General features: G+C 58.0%; 25 protein-coding genes. 2 read left to right on the top strand and 23 right to left on the bottom strand.

Annotated elements, in window-relative coordinates; genetic code table 11:
* Window positions 1-41: 41 nt before the first annotated feature.
* Complete coding sequence (locus V7080_RS01725; RefSeq protein ID WP_334186684.1) at window positions 42-806, bottom strand: Nif3-like dinuclear metal center hexameric protein; 765 nt, start codon at window positions 804-806, stop codon at window positions 42-44.
* A 13-nt stretch (window positions 807-819) separates the two neighbouring features.
* On the opposite strand from V7080_RS01725, the gene V7080_RS01720 reads away from it, so the two are divergent.
* Entirely contained in the window at window positions 820-1,992 is a 1,173-nt protein-coding gene (locus tag V7080_RS01720) for a Do family serine endopeptidase (RefSeq protein ID WP_334186667.1), read from the top strand.
* Between the two features lie 2 nt (window positions 1,993-1,994).
* Window positions 1,995-2,666, top strand: a complete 672-nt coding sequence (locus tag V7080_RS01715) for a DUF2461 domain-containing protein (protein WP_334186666.1) — start codon at window positions 1,995-1,997, stop codon at window positions 2,664-2,666.
* Window positions 2,667-2,679: 13 nt separating this feature from the next.
* Here the strand turns inward: V7080_RS01715 and tatC are convergent, their stop codons facing one another.
* The 22 genes from tatC to mlaD form a co-directional block, all read right to left on the bottom strand.
* Complete coding sequence (gene tatC / locus V7080_RS01710; RefSeq protein ID WP_334186665.1) at window positions 2,680-3,450, bottom strand: twin-arginine translocase subunit TatC; 771 nt, start codon at window positions 3,448-3,450, stop codon at window positions 2,680-2,682.
* Window positions 3,451-3,951 (bottom strand): Sec-independent protein translocase protein TatB, encoded by a 501-nt coding sequence (gene tatB, locus V7080_RS01705; RefSeq protein WP_334186664.1) that lies wholly within the window; start codon window positions 3,949-3,951, stop codon window positions 3,451-3,453.
* Between the two features lie 67 nt (window positions 3,952-4,018).
* Window positions 4,019-4,252, bottom strand: coding sequence for a Sec-independent protein translocase subunit TatA (gene tatA / locus V7080_RS01700; RefSeq protein WP_334186663.1), 234 nt, complete (start codon window positions 4,250-4,252; stop codon window positions 4,019-4,021).
* 62 nt (window positions 4,253-4,314) lie between these two features.
* Window positions 4,315-4,689 carry a histidine triad nucleotide-binding protein gene (locus V7080_RS01695; RefSeq protein ID WP_334186662.1) on the bottom strand — a complete coding sequence of 125 codons (375 nt, stop codon included), beginning with the start codon at window positions 4,687-4,689 and terminating at the stop codon, window positions 4,315-4,317.
* A gap of 64 nt (window positions 4,690-4,753) precedes the next feature.
* The gene (locus V7080_RS01690) at window positions 4,754-5,116 is read right to left on the bottom strand and encodes a phosphoribosyl-ATP diphosphatase (protein ID WP_334186661.1); all 363 of its coding nucleotides are present in this window, start codon (window positions 5,114-5,116) and stop codon (window positions 4,754-4,756) included.
* 59 nt (window positions 5,117-5,175) lie between these two features.
* On the bottom strand, window positions 5,176-5,583 hold the full coding sequence (gene hisI, locus V7080_RS01685; protein WP_334186660.1) for a phosphoribosyl-AMP cyclohydrolase: 408 nt from the start codon (window positions 5,581-5,583) through the stop codon (window positions 5,176-5,178).
* Window positions 5,580-6,344: an imidazole glycerol phosphate synthase subunit HisF gene (gene hisF / locus V7080_RS01680; RefSeq protein WP_334186659.1), complete on the bottom strand. Its 765-nt coding sequence runs from the start codon at window positions 6,342-6,344 to the stop codon at window positions 5,580-5,582. Before hisF ends, hisI begins: the two co-directional genes overlap by 4 nt.
* On the bottom strand, window positions 6,341-7,135 hold the full coding sequence (hisA, locus tag V7080_RS01675; protein ID WP_334186658.1) for a 1-(5-phosphoribosyl)-5-[(5-phosphoribosylamino)methylideneamino]imidazole-4-carboxamide isomerase: 795 nt from the start codon (window positions 7,133-7,135) through the stop codon (window positions 6,341-6,343). The genes hisF and hisA overlap by 4 nt, the downstream gene beginning before the upstream one ends.
* Before the next feature lie 78 nt (window positions 7,136-7,213).
* Window positions 7,214-7,852, bottom strand: a complete 639-nt coding sequence (gene hisH / locus V7080_RS01670) for an imidazole glycerol phosphate synthase subunit HisH (RefSeq protein WP_334186657.1) — start codon at window positions 7,850-7,852, stop codon at window positions 7,214-7,216.
* Window positions 7,853-7,887: 35 nt separating this feature from the next.
* The gene (gene hisB, locus V7080_RS01665) at window positions 7,888-8,484 is read right to left on the bottom strand and encodes an imidazoleglycerol-phosphate dehydratase HisB (RefSeq protein WP_326857420.1); all 597 of its coding nucleotides are present in this window, start codon (window positions 8,482-8,484) and stop codon (window positions 7,888-7,890) included.
* Between the two features lie 19 nt (window positions 8,485-8,503).
* Window positions 8,504-9,601: a histidinol-phosphate transaminase gene (hisC, locus tag V7080_RS01660; RefSeq protein WP_334186656.1), complete on the bottom strand. Its 1,098-nt coding sequence runs from the start codon at window positions 9,599-9,601 to the stop codon at window positions 8,504-8,506.
* A 27-nt stretch (window positions 9,602-9,628) separates the two neighbouring features.
* Entirely contained in the window at window positions 9,629-10,432 is an 804-nt protein-coding gene (locus V7080_RS01655) for a DNA-methyltransferase (protein ID WP_334186655.1), read from the bottom strand.
* 1 nt (window position 10,433) lies between these two features.
* A complete protein-coding gene (gene hisD / locus V7080_RS01650; RefSeq protein WP_334186654.1) occupies window positions 10,434-11,747 on the bottom strand; it encodes a histidinol dehydrogenase in 1,314 nt (437 codons plus the stop codon).
* A gap of 8 nt (window positions 11,748-11,755) precedes the next feature.
* Window positions 11,756-12,406, bottom strand: a complete 651-nt coding sequence (hisG, locus tag V7080_RS01645; RefSeq protein ID WP_334186653.1) for an ATP phosphoribosyltransferase — start codon at window positions 12,404-12,406, stop codon at window positions 11,756-11,758.
* A complete protein-coding gene (murA, locus tag V7080_RS01640) occupies window positions 12,403-13,656 on the bottom strand; it encodes a UDP-N-acetylglucosamine 1-carboxyvinyltransferase (protein WP_334186652.1) in 1,254 nt (417 codons plus the stop codon). Before murA ends, hisG begins: the two co-directional genes overlap by 4 nt.
* On the bottom strand, window positions 13,656-13,892 hold the full coding sequence (locus tag V7080_RS01635; RefSeq protein WP_334186651.1) for a BolA family protein: 237 nt from the start codon (window positions 13,890-13,892) through the stop codon (window positions 13,656-13,658). Before V7080_RS01635 ends, murA begins: the two co-directional genes overlap by 1 nt.
* Before the next feature lie 25 nt (window positions 13,893-13,917).
* Window positions 13,918-14,673 (bottom strand): ABC transporter permease, encoded by a 756-nt coding sequence (locus V7080_RS01630; protein ID WP_334186650.1) that lies wholly within the window; start codon window positions 14,671-14,673, stop codon window positions 13,918-13,920.
* The gene (locus V7080_RS01625; protein ID WP_334186649.1) at window positions 14,670-15,581 is read right to left on the bottom strand and encodes an ABC transporter ATP-binding protein; all 912 of its coding nucleotides are present in this window, start codon (window positions 15,579-15,581) and stop codon (window positions 14,670-14,672) included. The genes V7080_RS01630 and V7080_RS01625 overlap by 4 nt, the downstream gene beginning before the upstream one ends.
* 147 nt (window positions 15,582-15,728) lie before the next feature.
* The gene (locus tag V7080_RS01620; RefSeq protein ID WP_334186648.1) at window positions 15,729-16,025 is read right to left on the bottom strand and encodes an STAS domain-containing protein; all 297 of its coding nucleotides are present in this window, start codon (window positions 16,023-16,025) and stop codon (window positions 15,729-15,731) included.
* Between the two features lie 2 nt (window positions 16,026-16,027).
* Window positions 16,028-16,678: an MlaC/ttg2D family ABC transporter substrate-binding protein gene (locus V7080_RS01615; RefSeq protein ID WP_334186647.1), complete on the bottom strand. Its 651-nt coding sequence runs from the start codon at window positions 16,676-16,678 to the stop codon at window positions 16,028-16,030.
* 119 nt (window positions 16,679-16,797) lie between these two features.
* On the bottom strand, window positions 16,798-17,637 hold the full coding sequence (locus tag V7080_RS01610; RefSeq protein ID WP_442947167.1) for an MlaA family lipoprotein: 840 nt from the start codon (window positions 17,635-17,637) through the stop codon (window positions 16,798-16,800).
* Window positions 17,634-18,107, bottom strand: coding sequence for an outer membrane lipid asymmetry maintenance protein MlaD (mlaD, locus tag V7080_RS01605; protein WP_334186646.1), 474 nt, complete (start codon window positions 18,105-18,107; stop codon window positions 17,634-17,636). The genes V7080_RS01610 and mlaD overlap by 4 nt, the downstream gene beginning before the upstream one ends.
* Between the last annotated feature and the right edge of the window lie 53 nt (window positions 18,108-18,160).

Here is an 18,160-nt window from a genome sequence, read left to right as displayed (position 1 = left end):
ATTTAACCAACTATCGGGCACAAAGCAGTAAAGGTAAAGGATCAAGCCGGATTATCGATATCGATGAAACGATGCATGATATTGAACTTTTCAGCGATATGCTCTCCCAATGCCTGCACACCGTAACGCTCCGTGGCGTGGTGACCGCAGGCGAGATAAGAAGTGCCTGATTCACGGGATAGATGGACCGTCGGTTCCGATATTTCGCCACTGAGGTAAACGGTCGCGCCGGCCTCGATTGCTTCACCGATCATGTTTTGCGCCGCACCAGTACACCAGCCGATTCGACCCAAGGGTTGCGCCGGATCCCCGACAAGCAGCGGTCGGCGCTGAAGGCGTTTTTCGACAAGCAGGGCCAATTCGCCTACGCTACGGACATCGGCGCTGGCGACACCCAGCCAGCCCAGCTCGTTTTCCCCGAATCGCCCGTCCGGCGTGAAGCCCAACTGGCGCGCCAATTGAGCGTTGTTGCCGAAATCGACATGCATATCCAATGGCAAATGGTAGGCGAACAGACTGATGTCATGGATCAGCAAGGATTTCAGGCGCCGCTGACGCATGCCGACAATACGCTGGTCTTCGCCGCGCCAGAAATAACCGTGATGGACGAGAATGGCATCGGCGCCGACATCCAATGCCGCTTCGATCAAGGCCAGGCTGGCGGTGACGCCGGTGACAAGAGTAGTGATCCGATCACGCCCTTCCACCTGCAAGCCGTTTGGGCAATAGTCGCGAAAACGGTTAATATCAAGCGCTTGCCCCAAATATTCGGCCAATTCAGCCCTGCCCACTGATTTTCGATCCATTTTTACACCTAATATGCAACGTCTTTGGCTATTGTTTGCGCAAACCGTCACCGTCGGTCTGGCGATTTGGTTCATTGTAGCGAGCCTCAAGCCGGAATGGGCTGCCGGCATAATGGGGACTGCTCCTGCGGTGCGCAGCAATTCATCGGTGCCGATGCTGGAAGCGCCGACGGGCCAATTGCCAGCCCAAGGCTCATATCGCAATGCCGCGAAACGCGCCATGCCCGCAGTGGTAAATATCTACACCACCAAGGGCTCACGTCAGCCCGCCCATCCATTCATGGACGATCCGCTGTTTCGCAAATTCTTCGGCGACCAGCAGGAAGACAAGCAGTTCAGCCTCGGCTCCGGCGTGGTTGTCAGCCCGGAAGGGTATGTCCTAACCAATAACCATGTCGTCGAAACCGCCGATGAAATCGAGGTGGCTTTTGCAGACGGCCGCAAGGCGGTCGCCAAGCTGGTCGGTACGGACCCGGAGACTGACCTTGCCGTCATCAAGATCAACATGAAGGATCTGCCGGCGATCACGCTTGGCAATGTCGATCAGGCCATGGTCGGTGACGTGGTGCTGGCCATTGGCAATCCTTTCGGCGTTGGGCAGACCGTCACCATGGGCATTATTTCGGCGCTCGGTCGCAGCCATCTCGGCATCAACACATTCGAAAATTTCATCCAGACCGATGCCGCGATCAATCCAGGCAATTCCGGCGGCGCGCTCATTGATACCAACGGCAATCTGCTTGGCATCAATACGGCAATCTACTCCCGCAGCGGGGGGTCGCTCGGCATCGGGTTTGCCATTCCGGTCACGACGGTCAAGGATGTGATGGAGTCGATCATCGCCACGGGCCAAAAAGTTCGCGGATGGATTGGTGTCGAACCGCAGGACATTACGCCTGAACTGGCGGAAAGTTTTGGCCTGACACGGAAATCGGGAGCGATCATCGCGGGCGTCCTCAAGGGCGGTCCGGCGGACAAGGCCGGGATGCGGCCGGGCGACATTCTGCTCGCGGTGGAAGGCAAAGCAATCAATGACACCACCGAGATGCTGAATATCATTGCGCAGCTGAAGCCGGGCAACAAGGCGAAAATGACGGTGCTGCGCCGGAATCAGGAATCGAATGTCGAGGTGGTGGTAGGCAAACGCCCCAAGCCGCGGCGGGAAGTCAGCAATGAAGAGCGGTAAGCATGCACGTACGTGACCTGATCCAATTCCTAGGGGAGCTATCGGAAAACAATAACCGTGCGTGGTTTGTAATGAACAAGCCGCGTTACGACATCCTGCGCGCCGAATTTCTTGATGTGGTTATCCGCCTGATTGCGGACCTCAGTAAATTCGATCCCGACGTCGCCGGCTGCAATCCGAAGAAGGCGTTATTCCGGATTAATCGCGACATGCGCTTTTCGCGGGAGAAGATCCCCTACAAGACGACCTTCTCGGCGGCAATCACTGCCAGCGGGCTGAAAAAGCCGAGCCAGGGCGGTGGTCCCGCCTATTATTTTCATATCGATGCCGATGGCAAACTGCTGATCGCTGGCGGGGAATACATGCCGCCGCCGGAGCGGCTCCGTGCGATTCGTCAGCAAGTCATTGCAGACCCGGCAGGATTCAGCAAGATGCTGAAAAACCGGAAGCTGCGGGAGACCTTTGGTGATTTGCAGCAGGAAGGCAAGCTCATACGACCACCGAAGGGATTCGAGGCCGATGGGCCACATGCGGAATATGTAAAGCTGAAAAGCTTCATCGTCTGGAACGAAGTCGGCTTGAAAAAGAATTCGCCTGCCGACTTGAACAAGCAACTCGCTGCAACATTCAAGGATGCCTATCCGCTCGTCACCTGGTTACGCCAGGTGACTTGAACCGCCGCTTTTCTCAGGCCGTCAGATCGGTCTGTTCTTCCGGCGCTCGCGTTACCCGCGCAAAGAAAGGGGCAATCCATATGCCCACTTCATACAACAGGCACAGGGGAATCGCCAGCAGCAGTTGGCTCATCACATCAGGCGGTGTCACGATGGCGGCAATGACGAACGCGCCGACAATGACGTAAGGCCGAATCTCTTTCAGCTTCTCTACGGTGACCAGGCCCATGCGTACCAGCACGATGACCACGATCGGCACTTCGAAGGTGACGCCGAAGGCGATAAACATCGTCATGACAAAGCTGAAGTAGCTATCGATATCCGGCGCCACCGACACCGATTTCGGTGCGAATTCATTGACGAACTTGAACACCACGCCGAACACGAAGAAATAACAGAAGGCAACGCCGGCAATGAACAGGATCGATGACGAGACAACCAGCGGCGCAACCAGCTTCTTCTCGTGTGCGTACAGGCCGGGTGCGATGAATGCCCACGCCTGGTAAAGGATGACCGGCAGTGCGATGAGAAAGGCAACCAGCAAGGTAACTTTCACCGGGATCAGGAATGGCGTGATTACACCGGTGGCAATCATTTTGCTGCCTGCCGGCAAGGCCGTCATCATCGGGTAGGCGAGCAGATCGTAAATACTTCCCGCCCACGGCATCAGGCACAGGAAAACGAGCAGCAGCGCGGCTGACGCCTTCATGACCCGGTTGCGCAACTCCACCAGGTGCGAAATGAAGGTGTCGCTAGCACCCGTGGCTTGTTGATCGTCGATCATTTAATGAAAGAATTTTCGGGTGGTGCCGGCGGGGCGATACTTCGCAACCCGTGCGGCGCCGGAAATAACACGCGTCTTATGGCCGCTTTGCCGCTTGTACCAGGACGGGATGGCGGATGTCCGTGCAAGTTTCTTGCGACGGAAGTCTTTCGCCTTCACAACCGACGGATCCGGTGTCGACGGCTCCATCAAGGGATTCGAAAGACCGGCGGAATTGTCGTCATTCCAGGTTGTGCTGAAGCTGTCCTGCGCCTCGGACATATTCTTTGCGACGCTTTGCTCGACGTCGCTTGCCGCTTCCTGCATGTCCTTCTGCATCTTGCGCAGTTCCTCGAGCTCGATTTCGCGGCTGACCTCGGACTTGACATCGTTGATGTAGCGCTGCGCCCGGCCGAACAATGAACCGGCCATGCGGGCTACTCTGGGGAGCTTCTCCGGCCCGATGACGACCAGCGCCACGACGCCGATCATCGCGATCTTGGTAAGTCCGATATCGATCATGATGCAGTTCGCCCAAGCATCCTGAGGTTAGCAACCCTTGGCAACGCGACCTTCAGAAACGGATACATCAGCTCTTGGTCTTCTCTTTCGCATCGATGTCGATGGTCGCCTTGTCCGCGACTTGCGAAGGGGCGGCGTTGGTAGCGCCGCCGGTTTTCTCGTCGTCACCCTTGACGCCATCCTTGAAGCCCTTGACCGCCTTGCCAAGGTCGGACCCCATGTTGCCGATCTTCTTGGTTCCGAAGACCAGCATGATGATGACGAGCACGATCAGCCAGTGCCAAACACTAAATGAACCCATTTTGTTCTCCTTGCAGGACAGTAGCGCCCTGGAAATAAATTTAACTTGATATGTCGGATGGGTTAGTGTTGCCCGCGCCAGGGACGCGGCCCACCAATGACGTGTAAGTGGAGATGGTACACCTCCTGACCGCCGTCAGGTCCGGTATTGAACAGCGTCTTGAATCCGCCCGTACCGATAGCACCATTCGCGCCGGCGACATAGCCACATCCTTGCTCGTTTGCCAGCTTCGGCGCCAGCAGCATCATTTTCCCCAGCAATGCCGCCTGGCTTTCATTGCAATCGGCCAGTGTACCAACATGTTGTTTCGGAATGATTAAAAAATGCACTGGGGCGGCGGGATTGATGTCATGGAACGCCATTACATCATCATCTTCATAAATCAGCTTGGACGGAATCTGCTTGGCGGCAATTTTGCAAAAAAGACAGTTATCCATTTATTCTCATTGCTTTCAGTAAAGAATGACTTCATTGACCCAACGCGCGGACAGGCTGCAACCGTTACATGCCGTTTTTTTCACGTTCAATCATCTTGCGATTCGCTTTTTCTTCCAGTCCCGACATGCCTTCACGCCGCGCCAGCTCTTCCAGCACGTCCCCGGGCGTCAGGTCGAACTGCGCGAGCATGATCAGGGAATGAAACCACAGATCGGCGCACTCATAGAGCACTTTGGATTTATCGCCGCCTGCGCGGACGTCCTTCGCCGCCATGACAGTTTCGGTAGCTTCCTCGCCAATCTTTTTCAGGATGGCATCGTCACCTTTGGAAAACAGGCGGGCAACATAGGATTTGTCCGGATCGCCACCATTGGCGGGCTTGCGGGATTCGATGATGTCAGCCAGGCGTTGTAAGGTGTCGCTCATACATTGAGGCGGGTCCCACCCGCCGAGTCCTTGTCTGTGATGGAGCGGGTGGGACCCGCTTAAGGCTTGTAAATGCTCTGGGGGTCTTTCAATACCGGCTCGACGGCATTCCAGTCGCCGCTTTCGGCCGATCCCTCGAAGACCTGAAAAAAGCAGGAATGACGCCCGGTATGGCAGGCGATACCATCGACCTGCTCTACCTTGAGCAGCACGACATCTTCGTCGCAATCGAGGCGGATTTCACGGACTCTCTGGACATGACCGGATTCCTCGCCCTTGTGCCACAGCTTCTTGCGCGAACGGCTCCAGTAGACGGCCTCTCCCAGTTCGACGGTCTTCGACAACGCTTCGCGCGTCATCCAGGCGAACATAAGCACATCATTGGTGCCGACTTCCTGTGCAATCACCGGCACCAGTCCGTTTTCATCCCACTTTACCTTGTTGAGCCATTTCGCCTTGATGCTCATGTCAACCTCATTGCAATGCCCTGCTCCGCCATGAACTGCTTGGCTTCCTGAACGGTATGCTGGCCGTAGTGAAAAATGCTGGCCGCCAGCACCGCGTCGGCACGGCCGACCTTGATGCCGTCGGCCAGGTCCTTCAACCCGCCGACACCGCCCGACGCGATCACCGGAATGCCGACCGCATTGGAGACGGCACTGGTCAATGCAAGGTCGAAGCCGATCTTGGTTCCGTCGCGGTCCATGCTGGTCAGCAGGATCTCGCCGACACCCAGGCTTTCCATTTTTTTTGCCCATTCGACGACGTCGAGACCGGTCGGCTTGCGGCCGCCATGGGTAAACACTTCCCACTTGTCGTCGCCGCTTTTCTTGGCGTCGATCGCCACGACGATGCATTGAGACCCGTACTTGCGCGCCGCCTCGCCGACAAACTCGGGATTGGCGATGGCGGCGCTGTTGATGCTGACCTTGTCGGCACCTGCGTTCAGCAGCCGGCGCACATCGTTGACCGAGCGCACGCCCCCGCCGACAGTCAGTGGAATGAACACCTGGGACGCGACCGCTTCGATGATCGGCAGAATCAGATCGCGCTCATCCGACGTGGCGGTGATGTCGAGAAATGTGAGCTCATCCGCGCCCTGCTCATCATAGCGACGGGCGATTTCAACCGGGTCGCCGGCATCGCGCAATTCAAGAAAATTGACGCCCTTGACCACGCGACCCGCGGTAACGTCAAGGCAAGGAATGATGCGTTTTGCAAGGGTCATGCTTCGTCTTCTTCGGCCGACTCTTCCAGTCCGCTCAGTTCATCGGCCCGATCCTGCGCCACGCGCAAGTCAAGCGTACCTTCATAGATCGAGCGGCCGCAGATGACACCCTCGATGCCTTCATCCTGCACTGCGCACAGTGCCTCGACATCCTTGATGGTATGCACGCCGCCGGAGGCGATCACGGGAATGGTCATGCTGCGGGCGAGCTTGACGGTGGCGTCGATGTTCACGCCGCCCATCATGCCGTCACGGCCGATATCGGTATAGACGATCGCTTCGCAGCCATAGTCCTCGAATTTCTTGGCAAGGTCGATCACTTCATGACCGGACAGCTTGCTCCATCCATCGGTGGCAACCTTGCCGTCCTTGGCGTCGAGGCCGACGATGATCTGGCCCGGGAAGGCGCTGCAGGCATCGTGCAGGAAACCGGGGTTCTTGACCGCGGCGGTGCCGATGATGATGTAGGACAGTCCGTCATCGAGATAGCGTTCGATCGTGTCCAGATCGCGGATGCCGCCACCGAGCTGGATGGGAATCTCATCCGTATCGTTGTCGATCGCAAAATCCCGGACCGCCTGGATGATGGCCTTCACTGCCGATTCATTCTTGGGCTTGCCGGCAAACGCGCCGTTCAGATCCACCAGGTGCAACCGGCGTGCGCCTTGTGCCAGCCAGTGCCGCGCCATTTCCGCGGGATCCTGGGAAAACACGGTGGCCTGATCCATGTCGCCTTGCTTGAGGCGTACGCATTGACCGTCTTTGATGTCGATGGCAGGTATGAGCAGCATGGCTACGTTCGATATGTAAATAGGTTAAGGATAACGGCGATCGGCTTCCAGGTTTTCGAAGTACTTTCGTGCATCGGCCTACGGCTTCCAGTGCACGAAATTCTTGTAGAGCTGCAGTCCGGCGGCAGCGCTTTTCTCAGGATGAAACTGCGTAGCGAAGATGTTATCGCGGCCGACCACGGAGCTGAACGGCGCGCCATAGATTGTCTCGCCCAACGTATGCCCGGCATTGCCGGGGACCGCGTAGTAACTATGGACAAAATAGAAGTAGCTGTTGTCAGGAATGCCACTCCAGAGCGGATGGGTCACGGATTGCCTGACCCGGTTCCAGCCCATTTGCGGTACTTTAAAACGCGATCCGTCATCTTGCAATTGTCCGTCGAGCTGGAATCGCACCACCTTTCCCGGCAGCAGACCGAGTCCGGGCGTATCGCCCTCCTCGCTCCAGTCGAAAAGCAGCTGTTCGCCGACGCAGACGCCGAACAGGGGTTTGGAACGCGACGCCTCGACCACTGCCTCCTGCAGTCCGGACTCACGCAGGCAACGCATGCAATCTGGGATGGCCCCCTGGCCAGGGAGCACCAGCCTGTCGGCGGTTTTGATATCCGACAATTCACCCGATATCCGGACGTCGGCTTCGGGCGCGACGTGGCGCAGTGCCTGCGCAACGGAGCGCAGATTGCCCATGCCGTAATCGACCACTACAATTTTGTTCATGTTAACAATGACGTCGCAGCGCGCGTGTGCGGCGCTTACAGACTGCCTTTCGTCGATGGAATGGTTCCGGCCGAACGTGGATCCAGCTCTGCAGCCATGCGCAGCGCGCGGCCGAATGCCTTGAATACGGTTTCACATTGATGATGAGCGTTTTCGCCGCGCAGATTATCGATGTGCAGCGTCACCAGCGCGTGATTGACGAAGCCCTGAAAAAATTCATGCGTCAGGTCGACATCGAAAGAGCCGATCATCGAGCGCTTGAATGGCACATGGAACTCGAGGCCGGGGCGGCCGGAAAAATCGATGACCACCCTGGACAGGGCCTCGTCCAGGGGGACATAGGCATGCCCGTAACGCCGGATGCCCTTTTTGTCGCCGATCGCCTTGGCGAACGCCTGGCCGAGCGTGATGCCGACGTCTTCCACCGTATGGTGGGCGTCGATGTGCAGATCGCCGTTGGCGTGAATATCGAGGTCGATCAGGCCGTGCCGCGCAATCTGGTCGAGCATGTGATCCAGGAAAGGCACGCCGGTGTTCAGCTTTTGCTGGCCGGTGCCGTCGAGATTGATTGCAACGCGGATCTGCGTCTCATTGGTATTGCGGGTGATCTCTGCAACGCGTGACGTAGGCATGTTAAGTGGCAACTAAAATTTACGGGGCGAGCGACGCGGCAAGCGCATCGAGAAAAATCCGGTTTTCCTCCGGGGTACCCACGGTCACCCGTAAGCAATTTTCCAGCAATGGGTGCATTTTACCGAGATTTTTCACCAAAACCTTCCGGTCCAACAATGCAGCGAAAACATTATTGAGATTATTTTTCGATGGATGCAGGCGAATCAGCAAAAAATTTGACGCCGATGGGAAGACTTCCACACCCGGCAAGGCGTGCAACGCGTCGGCAAGAACGGTTCTTTCACGACGCAGCGTGGCCGCCTGTTCGTCCAGGATTGCGACATGGTCCAGCGCGAATTCAGCTGCCGCCTGGGTTAGCACATTGATATTGTAGGGCGGGCGCACTTTTTCAAATTCGGTCAGCAATGCTTCACCGGCAGCCATGTAGCCGAGCCGGATGCCTGCCAGGCCGAGCTTGGACACGGTACGCATCACGATCATATTGGGGAACTCGGCCAGTCGCGGCATGAAGCTGGCTTGGGCAAAAGGCTGATAGGCCTCGTCCACCACGACCAGGCCGCTATCGCCGACGGCGCGAATGATGTCGGCCATGTCGTCCGCATCGAACAGGTTGCCGGTCGGGTTGTTCGGATAGGCAAGATACGTAATGGCGGGCCGATGCTGCGCGATCGCGTCCAGCATGGCCGTCTTGTTCAGGGTGAAGTCTGCGTTCAGCGGCACGCCGACGAACGCCAGCCTGGAGAACTGCGCCGACATCGCATACATCACGAATCCGGGCACCGGCGCAAGGACCTTGGCACCTGGCCTGGCGCAAGCGATCGACAGCATGGAGATCAACTCGTCCGATCCGTTGCCCAGCACAACATCGAATCCGGCAGGCACACCGAGCCTGCTGCAAATCTTTTCCTTCAACGCGGTATAGGACGGCACCGGATAGCGATTCATCGCAACGTCCGCCAGGCGCCGCCCCAACTCGGTGCGCAGGTCCGCCGGCAGCACATAGGGGTTTTCCATCGCATCCAGCTTGATGAAGCCACTGGAGTCCGGTACGTGATAGGCGGACAAAGCAAGGATGTCCGGACGAATGACGGTGTCGATGAGGTTACGGGTGTTCATGGGCGGTGTCGGCAGGTTGGAAGTACATCAAGCGGCAGCGGAGTTGCTCATCTCGCCATCGGTTTCGCTTAAACGGTTGTCGATGAGCTCACAATAATCGGGATTCAGTTCGAAGCCGACGAAATGTCGCCCGCAGCGCTTGGCGGCAACCGCGGTGGTGCCGCTGCCCATGAACGGGTCGAGCACGATGCCGCCGGGCGGACAGGATGCCTTGACCATGCGCTCGATGATCTCCAGCGGCTTCTGGGTTGGATGATCGGCACGCTCCCGGTGCTCGCGGTGCAGGCGCGATACGCTCCACACATCCTTCGGGTTATAGCCGATTTCCAGCCATTTGGCACCCACGAAAATGGAGCGGGAACGGGCTTTTTTCGTCTCGGCATCATAGGGAATACGCACCGCGTCCAGGTCGAAATAATAGTCCTTGGCGTTGACGAAAAACCCGATGGTGTCGTGCACCGATGAATACTTGCGCGTGCTCCCGCCCATCGACGGCACCCTGCGGTCCCAGATGATTTCATTCACCATTGTCATGTGCTGCTTGAGCATGACGAAGATTTCCGGCGAGTACCGCCAGGTCAGAAAGATATACAGGCTGGCATTCGGCTTCAGTTTCGGCAGCGCGGCGGCAATCCATTGTCCGGTCCATGCCAGGTAGTTCTTGGCGTCGAGCTTGTCGGAATCGTTGCCGTAGTCCTTGCCGAGGCCGTAGGGCGGATCGGCGATCAGCAGGTCGACGCTTGCATCCGGTATGCGTTGAAGTCCGGCGACGGCATCTTCACGGAATATGCAGTCGATCCAGTTGTTCGCCATGCCGGTTCTGGTTGGCATGCTATTTCAACCGGTATTCGGCGGATGCGGCGTGCGCCTGCAATCCCTCGCCGTAGGCGAGTTCGGCCGCGATCCTGCCCAGCGTCCGCGCGCCGGCTTCGCTCACATGAATGATGCTTGACCGTTTCTGGAAATCGTAAACGCCGAGCGGCGACGAGAAGCGCGCGGTGCGCGATGTAGGCAGCACATGATTCGGGCCAGCGCAGTAATCGCCCAGCGACTCCGATGAAAAACGGCCGAGGAACATCGCGCCGGCATGCCGGACCCGGTCGGCCCATTGCTGGGGATTGTCCGCGGAGATTTCGAGGTGTTCGGCGGCAATCATGTTCGCGATGTCGCACGCTTCCGCCATGTCACGCACCTTGACGAGCGCACCGCGGTTGGTCAGCGATGTGCGGATGACCTCATTGCGCGGCATCGATTCGAGTTGCCTGTCGATGCTTGCCTGCACGCGTTCGATATAGCCTGCATCGGGACAGATCAGGATCGACTGCGCCAGTTCATCGTGCTCCGCCTGGGAAAACAGGTCCATCGCCACCCAGTCGGGGTCGGTGGTACCGTCGCACAGCACCAGGATTTCGGACGGCCCGGCGATCATGTCGATGCCGACGATGCCGAATACCCGACGCTTGGCCGCCGCGACATACGCATTGCCCGGCCCGACGATCTTGTCGACTGCCGGAATGGTGTCGGTTCCGAACGCCAGCGCGCCAACCGCCTGGGCGCCGCCGATGGTGAACACGCGATCGACGCCGGCGATAGCGGCCGCAGCCAGCACAAGTGCGTTCTTCATGCCAGACGGCGTCGGCACCACCATGATGATTTCCTGAACCCCCGCCACCTTGGCCGGGATGGCATTCATCAGGACCGACGATGGATAGGCTGCCTTGCCGCCCGGCACGTAGATGCCGACCCGGTCCACCGGCGTGACCTTCTGCCCCAATACGGTGCCGTCCGCCTCGGTGTAGGTAAAGCCGTCGCTGCCGCATTCCTGCTTCTGGCGTTCATGGTATGCACGTACACGATCCGCGGCGGTCTGCAATGCCGTCCGGCGCGCTGCCGGCAGGCCTTCTAGGGCCGCTTGCAGTTCGGCGTGCGGGATTTCCAATGCCGTAACAGCGGTCGCGCCGAGCCGGTCGAAGCGGTTGGTGTATTCGAGCACGGCGGCGTCGCCGCGCGCCTTGACGTCAGCGAGGATGCGCGCCGCCGTCTGGTCGATGGCTTCGTCCTCGGCGGCTTCAAATGCCAGCAGGGCCGACAGTTGGCTCCTGAAGTCAGGATCGGTGGAATCGAGTTTGCGGATCTGAACGGGCATGATGTCTCTCAATCGGCTTTCGATGCTTTTTCAAATGCTTCCAGGATCGGCTGCAGGCGCTCGCGCTTGAGCTTCAACGCCGCCTGGTTGACGACCAGACGCGATGAGATGTCCATGATGTGCTCCACTTCAACCAGATTATTGGCACGCAGCGTACTGCCGGTGCTGACCAGGTCGACGATCGCGTCGGACAGGCCGACCAGCGGCGCCAGCTCCATCGAACCGTACAGCTTGATCAAGTCGACATGCACACCTTTGGCCGCGAAATGCTGGCGTGCCATTTCCACATATTTGGTGGCAACCCGCAGGCGCGCACCCTGGCGCACCGCACTGGCGTAATCGAAACCGGCTTGCACGGCGACCGACATGCGGCATTTGGCAATGTTGAGGTCGATCGGCTGGTACAAGCCTTCGCCGCCATGTTCGAGCAGCACGTCCTTGCCGGCCACGCCGAAATCCGCCGCACCATATTGCACATACGTGGGCACGTCGGACGCGCGCACGATGATGACGCGCACATTGGCATCATTGGTCGACAGGATGAGCTTGCGCGACGTCTCTGGATCCTCGCTGACGACAATGCCGGCTGCCTGCAGCAGCGGCATGGTTTCTTCGAATATGCGCCCCTTTGAAAGAGCAAGCGTCAGTTGCTGGCTCATTGCTTGACCCGCCGGATATCCGCACCCACACCGGACAGCTTGACTTCCATGCGGTCATAGCCGCGGTCCAGGTGATAGATCCGGTCCACCAGGGTTTCGCCTTGCGCAGCGAGCCCGGCAATCACCAGCGATGCCGAAGCGCGCAGGTCGGTTGCCATGACAGGTGCACCGACCAACCGCTCGACGCCCTGCACGATGGCGGTATGACCGTCAATGTCGATCGCGGCACCGAGGCGGTTCAATTCCTGCACATGCATGAAACGGTTCTCGAAGATGGTTTCGGTCACGCGGCTGCCGCCTTCGGCAATGCAGTTGAGCGCCATGAATTGTGCCTGCATGTCGGTCGGGAAGCCCGGATATTCGGTCGTCCGGAAACTGACCGCCTTCGGCCGTGCCGCCATCTGCACACGGATCCAGTCGGCACCGGTGGTGATGACCGCGCCGGCTTCGCGCAATTTGTCGAGGGCGACGTCGAGGATGTCGCTGCGGGCATTGGTTAGAGTGACATCGCCGCCGGAGGCCGCTACCGCGCAGAGGAAAGTGCCGGTTTCGATACGGTCGGCAATGACCTTGTGCGATGCGCCGTGCAGGGCGTCGACACCCTGTATCACGAGGCGGTCGGTGCCGATCCCGGTGATCTTCGCGCCCATCGCGACCAGCAGGTTGGCAAGGTCGGTCACCTCCGGTTCGCGCGCGGCGTTTTCCAGTATGGTCTCGCCTTCGGCCAGTGTCGCTGCCATCAGCAGGTTTTCGGTGCCGGTGACGGTAATCATGTCGGTCACGATACGCGTGCCTTTCAGCTTTTTCGCCTTGGCGTGAATGTAACCGGCTTCGATATGGACTTCGGCGCCCATCGCCTGCAGGCCCTTGATATGCTGGTCCACCGGGCGCGAGCCGATCGCGCAGCCGCCGGGCAACGATACTTTGGCCTCACCGAAGCGCGCAAGGAGCGGGCCGAGTACCAGGATGGATGCACGCATGGTGCGCACCAGTTCGTAGGGCGCTTCCAGTTTATCGATGGCACCGCCGTTCATCGCGATGCGATCGCCGTCCTGTTCCACCCGAAGGCCGATCTGGCGCAAAATCTTCAGGATCGTCGCCACGTCCTGCAGCAGCGGGACATTCGACAAGTGGACGGTATCGCCCGTCAGCAGGCCTGCGCAGAGGATGGGCAATGCGGCGTTCTTGGCGCCGGAGATGCTGATGTCGCCCGACAGGCGCTTGCCGCCGGTAATAAGTAGTTTGTCCATTATTTCTGGAATTCTTCCGGGGTGAGGGTTTTCATCGACAGCGCATGGATTTCTTCACGCATGCGGTCGCCCAGCGCCGCATAGACCATCTGGTGACGCTGGATCGGGCGCTTGCCTTCAAACGCGCTGGACACGATGACCGCATTGAAATGCTGGCCATCGCCCTGCACGTCGAGATGGGTGCAATCGAGGCCGGCGGCGATATAGCTTTTAACAAGCTCGGGTGTAGGCAGCATGATGTGATTTCCTTAATGCCTTGCTTCAGTGGCGCAGTTTGTAGCCGTTTTTCAGCATGCGTATGGCGAATGTCGCCAGCAGCATGAAAAACAGGCCGACGATGGAAAAGCTGATCCATGGATTGACATCCGACTGGCCGAAGAAGCCGTAGCGGAAGCCATCGATCATATAAAAAAACGGGTTGAAGTGCGACACCGTTTGCCAGAAAGGCGGCAAAGAATGGATGGAATAAAACACGCCGGACAGGAATGTGGCCGGCATGATAAGAAAATTCTGGAACGCCGCAAGCTGGTCGAACTTCTCCGCCCAGATACCGGCGATCAATCCCATCGTACCGAGCATCGCCGCGCCGAGCAGCGCAAATATCACGATCCACCATGGTGCGACGAAGGAGAGATCGGCGAACCATGCAGTAATGATGAACACCCCTGTGCCCACCGCCAGTCCGCGCACCACCGATGCCAGGACGTAGGCGCCGAACAGCTCCCAGTGCGACAGCGGCGGCAGCAGGACGAACACCAGGTTGCCGGTGATCTTCGACTGGATCAGTGACGAGGAGCTGTTGGCAAAGGAATTCTGCAGCACGCTCATCATCACCAGTCCCGGAATCAGGAAAGCGGTGTAGCGCACATCCGGATAGACCTGCACATGCTCCTCCAGCACGTGGCCGAAGATCAACAGGTACAGCATCGCCGTCAGGATCGGTGCGCTGATGGTTTGCGTGGCGACTTTCCAGAAGCGCAGCACTTCCTTGTAAAACAGCGTCCGGAAGCCGATCATTTTTCGCCCTCCATGATCTGGATGAACACGTCTTCGAGGTCGGCTTGCTGTAATTGCATGTCGTCGATCACCACGCCGGACTGTCGCAAGGTGGAAAGAATCGGCTCGACATCGGAATATTCATTGACGCGCAAGGTGTATTTATTGCCGGCAATCAGCTCGTCCGGATGCGACACCAGCGGCTTCAATGCATCGGGCAAGGTGCCGCGTGCAAGGCGAACGACCAGCTGTGAACCGGAAATGCGCTTGATCAGCGCCGAGGTGGAATCGAGCGCGACAACCCTGCCGCCCTTCAGCATGGCGATGCGGTTGCACAATGCCTGCGCTTCTTCGAGATAGTGCGTCGTCAAAACGATCGTATGGCCCTCGCGGTTCAGGCGCGTGATGAATTTCCACAGGGTCTGACGGAGTTCCACATCGACGCCGGCGGTCGGCTCGTCCAGTACGATCACGGGCGGCTTGTGCACCAGCGCCTGCGCCACCAGCACCCGGCGCTTCATGCCGCCGGACAGCGAACGCATATTGGCGTCCGCCTTGTTGGTCAGATCGAGATTGGCCATCACCTCGTCGATCCATGCATCGTTGTTCTTCAATCCGAAGTAACCCGATTGCATGCGCAGCGTTTCCCGCACAGTGAAGAACGGGTCGAACACCAGCTCCTGCGGAACGACGCCCAAGCGTTTGCGGGCGTCACGATAATCGCGTACGACGTCAAAACCATGGATCGATACCTTGCCGGCATCGGCGCGATTCAGCCCTGCAATAATCGAGATCAGCGTGGTTTTGCCTGCGCCGTTGGGGCCAAGCAAACCGAAGAATTCGCCTTCCTCGATCGTGAGCGAAACATCGCCAAGCGCCTGCAGCGACTGGTAGCGTTTTTCGACATTCTGGATTTCAAGAGCAGCCATGGTGGCTTAAGGGCGGTGGAGGGTAAGTCGTGAGCGCTTGATCAGCTGATAACCTGCGTGGCCAACCGAGCGGCGAAACCCTTGATTATATTGGATTTCCAGCTTGAAAGCCGGAACGGGCACATTGCAATGGGAGAGACCGGATGGTCAATGATGATGCAGATCGGCGTGGACTTGCGCAGCCGCTGGAACATGCAGCAGATCGATGACGCCATACAGCTGGGAAAGATTGCGCAAGCTGTCCGGCAGATTGACGAAGGTGAGCGTCCCGCCTTCGCGGCGAGCGGCGCGCTGCCAGGCCAGCAAGGTGGCGACAGCGGCGGAGTCAACCGTTGTCACCCCAGCCATATCGATGGTGGATTGCCCTGACCGAATGGCGTGCAGCCCCGCCTCCAACACGGTCTTAGCGTTGGAGGAAGTCAAGGTCAGGGGTGGACGAAACATGATCAGGAAGCTTTGCCGCCCTTGGCGGCGCTGGCAGCGAGGCGCTTGTTTCTTTCGGCAAGTGTCTTGATCAGACCATCGATGCCGCCCTTGCTGATCTCAGAGGCGAAATTGCCTTTGTAAGTTTCGACCAGCCATGCACCCAGGACATTGACGTCAAAAATCTTCCATCCATTCGGCGACTTGGCCAAGCGATAGCTGATCTGGATCGGATCGCCGCCACGCGGCTGCATGACTTGCGAACGCACCTCGACTTCGGTATCGGCCGGATCGGCCCGCAGCGGCCTGAATTCCAGTTTCTGATCCCTTACCTGGGCAATCGCACCCGAATAGGTATAGACCAGCAGATCGCGGAACTCATTGGTCAGCTGCTTTTGCTGCTCCGGCGTGGCTTCACGCCAGTAACGCCCTGCAGCCAGGGAGGTCATGCGCTGAAAATCCACGTGCGGCAGGATTTTGCTTTCGACCAGATCGAGGATGCGCTTCTGATTGCCGGCGCGAATATCCTTGTCACCCTTGACTGCTTCAACCACTTCTTCACTGATGCGCTTGACAAGCACATCCGGTGCTTCCTGTGCCGCAGCCGTACCGGTGAAAGCCATCGAGCTTATAGCAAGCCCGCATACTGCTAGAAATGTCTTGATGATGTTCATAATTTCCTATTCATAATCAAGGTTGATACCTCTATCAACCCTCGTCAACGGTTAACTGTTGATCACCGACTTACGATGACATGGCGTCTGTCATCTCGTTTTTCAATGTTGCATGGATTCTATTGTTTCTCTGTCGAAGCGACTGAAGGTTGCGCAGTGACGTCGTTTTGACTTTGCGAGATGGATGCATCGGAAGGTGTCTTCTGGCCACTTTGCCCGGATGTCGCCGGGAACGCAGGCGTACCCGATGTCGACGTGTCTTCCTCGTCATACACGGACTTCGAAAGCTCGCCATCGTTCACCTTGCTTTCGCGCCGTTGCATATAGGCATCGCGAACGAACTGGTAGCGATCCAGCGCTGCTTCTTCGATCAGATTGGAGGCATCCAGCACCGAAGCACGCAAATCCAGGATGCGCAGTACCGTTCCGGTATTGCGGGCATTGACCGGTGTCGTGTAGCGCCACGGATCCGCTGCCCAGTCGACCGGCAAAGCACCGACATCCCGCAATGTCGATGAGCCCAGAACTGGAAGTACGACATAGGGCCCGGAAGAAAGTCCCCAGGCACCCAGTGTCTGCCCGAAGTCCTCCCTATGCTTGACCAGGCCGGCTTCGGAACCGATATCGAGAAGACCACCCAGGCCGAATGTCGTGTTGACCGCAACGCGCATGACGTCCGACATACCGTCGGCTAACTTGCCCTGTAACAAATTGTTCAGCGCGGTCGACACGTCACCAAGGTTGCCGAAGAAGTTGTAGATACCCGTCTGGACAAACGACGGCAGCACGGTGCGGTACACCTCCGCGGCAGGCTTCACGGCAGCCTGATCAACGGCATCGTTGAACTCGAACATGGCCCGGTTGAATTGCTCAAACGGATCCTTCGGATTCGTGCTGGCACAACCGGCGACCAAAAGCATCAAGGCCAATGCAATGATGCGCGTAGCGCGACTCATCATTTGCTTTCTTCCTTTCCTTCCGCGGCTTTGCTGAAGAGAAATTGACTGATCAGGTTTTCCAGAACGATCGCGGATTGTGTCATGGTGATTCTGTCGCCGGCAGCCAGGTTATTGATATCACCGCCTGGTTCCAGTCCTATGTACTGTTCGCCCAGCAAACCCGAAGTGAGGATCTTGGCGGAGGAGTCCTTGGGAAATTTGTAACCGCTATCCAGGTTCAATGTCACGAGCGCCTTGAAACTTTTGTCGTCGAAGCGGATATCCGCAACCCGGCCCACCACCACGCCGGCACTCTTGACCGGCGCACGCGGCTTCAATCCGCCGATATTGTCAAACCGGGTCGTTACCGTATAAGTGTCGGCAAACGACATGGAACTCATGTTGCCAGCCTTCATGGCAAGGAAAAACAGCGCTGCTGCGCCGAGCAGCACAAACAGGCCAACCCATAAGTCTAATGATTTTCGTTGCATAACTTCATACCCTGAATATGGGAAATTTGGTTTATTAGTGTCGGAGCAAGGCA

Source organism: Noviherbaspirillum sp. (assembly GCF_036846085.1).
Taxonomy (GTDB): domain Bacteria; phylum Pseudomonadota; class Gammaproteobacteria; order Burkholderiales; family Burkholderiaceae_D; genus Noviherbaspirillum.
This window is presented reverse-complemented; position numbering and strand designations above follow the sequence as displayed.

Bases quoted from the DNA above. Each gene is read 5' to 3' on its own strand.
- V7080_RS01725 (WP_334186684.1), bottom strand. From the start codon at position 806: ATGGATCGAAAATCAGTGGGCAGGGCTGAATTGGCCGAATATTTGGGG.
- V7080_RS01720 (WP_334186667.1), top strand. From the start codon at position 820: ATGCAACGTCTTTGGCTATTGTTTGCGCAAACCGTCACCGTCGGTCTG.
- V7080_RS01715 (WP_334186666.1), top strand. From the start codon at position 1,995: ATGCACGTACGTGACCTGATCCAATTCCTAGGGGAGCTATCGGAAAAC.
- tatC (WP_334186665.1), bottom strand. From the start codon at position 3,450: ATGATCGACGATCAACAAGCCACGGGTGCTAGCGACACCTTCATTTCG.
- tatB (WP_334186664.1), bottom strand. From the start codon at position 3,951: ATGATCGATATCGGACTTACCAAGATCGCGATGATCGGCGTCGTGGCG.
- tatA (WP_334186663.1), bottom strand. From the start codon at position 4,252: ATGGGTTCATTTAGTGTTTGGCACTGGCTGATCGTGCTCGTCATCATC.
- V7080_RS01695 (WP_334186662.1), bottom strand. From the start codon at position 4,689: ATGGATAACTGTCTTTTTTGCAAAATTGCCGCCAAGCAGATTCCGTCC.
- V7080_RS01690 (WP_334186661.1), bottom strand. From the start codon at position 5,116: ATGAGCGACACCTTACAACGCCTGGCTGACATCATCGAATCCCGCAAG.
- hisI (WP_334186660.1), bottom strand. From the start codon at position 5,583: ATGAGCATCAAGGCGAAATGGCTCAACAAGGTAAAGTGGGATGAAAAC.
- hisF (WP_334186659.1), bottom strand. From the start codon at position 6,344: ATGACCCTTGCAAAACGCATCATTCCTTGCCTTGACGTTACCGCGGGT.
- hisA (WP_334186658.1), bottom strand. From the start codon at position 7,135: ATGCTGCTCATACCTGCCATCGACATCAAAGACGGTCAATGCGTACGC.
- hisH (WP_334186657.1), bottom strand. From the start codon at position 7,852: ATGAACAAAATTGTAGTGGTCGATTACGGCATGGGCAATCTGCGCTCC.
- hisB (WP_326857420.1), bottom strand. From the start codon at position 8,484: ATGCCTACGTCACGCGTTGCAGAGATCACCCGCAATACCAATGAGACG.
- hisC (WP_334186656.1), bottom strand. From the start codon at position 9,601: ATGAACACCCGTAACCTCATCGACACCGTCATTCGTCCGGACATCCTT.
- V7080_RS01655 (WP_334186655.1), bottom strand. From the start codon at position 10,432: ATGCCAACCAGAACCGGCATGGCGAACAACTGGATCGACTGCATATTC.
- hisD (WP_334186654.1), bottom strand. From the start codon at position 11,747: ATGCCCGTTCAGATCCGCAAACTCGATTCCACCGATCCTGACTTCAGG.
- hisG (WP_334186653.1), bottom strand. From the start codon at position 12,406: ATGAGCCAGCAACTGACGCTTGCTCTTTCAAAGGGGCGCATATTCGAA.
- murA (WP_334186652.1), bottom strand. From the start codon at position 13,656: ATGGACAAACTACTTATTACCGGCGGCAAGCGCCTGTCGGGCGACATC.
- V7080_RS01635 (WP_334186651.1), bottom strand. From the start codon at position 13,892: ATGCTGCCTACACCCGAGCTTGTTAAAAGCTATATCGCCGCCGGCCTC.
- V7080_RS01630 (WP_334186650.1), bottom strand. From the start codon at position 14,673: ATGATCGGCTTCCGGACGCTGTTTTACAAGGAAGTGCTGCGCTTCTGG.
- V7080_RS01625 (WP_334186649.1), bottom strand. From the start codon at position 15,581: ATGGCTGCTCTTGAAATCCAGAATGTCGAAAAACGCTACCAGTCGCTG.
- V7080_RS01620 (WP_334186648.1), bottom strand. From the start codon at position 16,025: ATGTTTCGTCCACCCCTGACCTTGACTTCCTCCAACGCTAAGACCGTG.
- V7080_RS01615 (WP_334186647.1), bottom strand. From the start codon at position 16,678: ATGAACATCATCAAGACATTTCTAGCAGTATGCGGGCTTGCTATAAGC.
- V7080_RS01610 (WP_442947167.1), bottom strand. From the start codon at position 17,637: ATGATGAGTCGCGCTACGCGCATCATTGCATTGGCCTTGATGCTTTTG.
- mlaD (WP_334186646.1), bottom strand. From the start codon at position 18,107: ATGCAACGAAAATCATTAGACTTATGGGTTGGCCTGTTTGTGCTGCTC.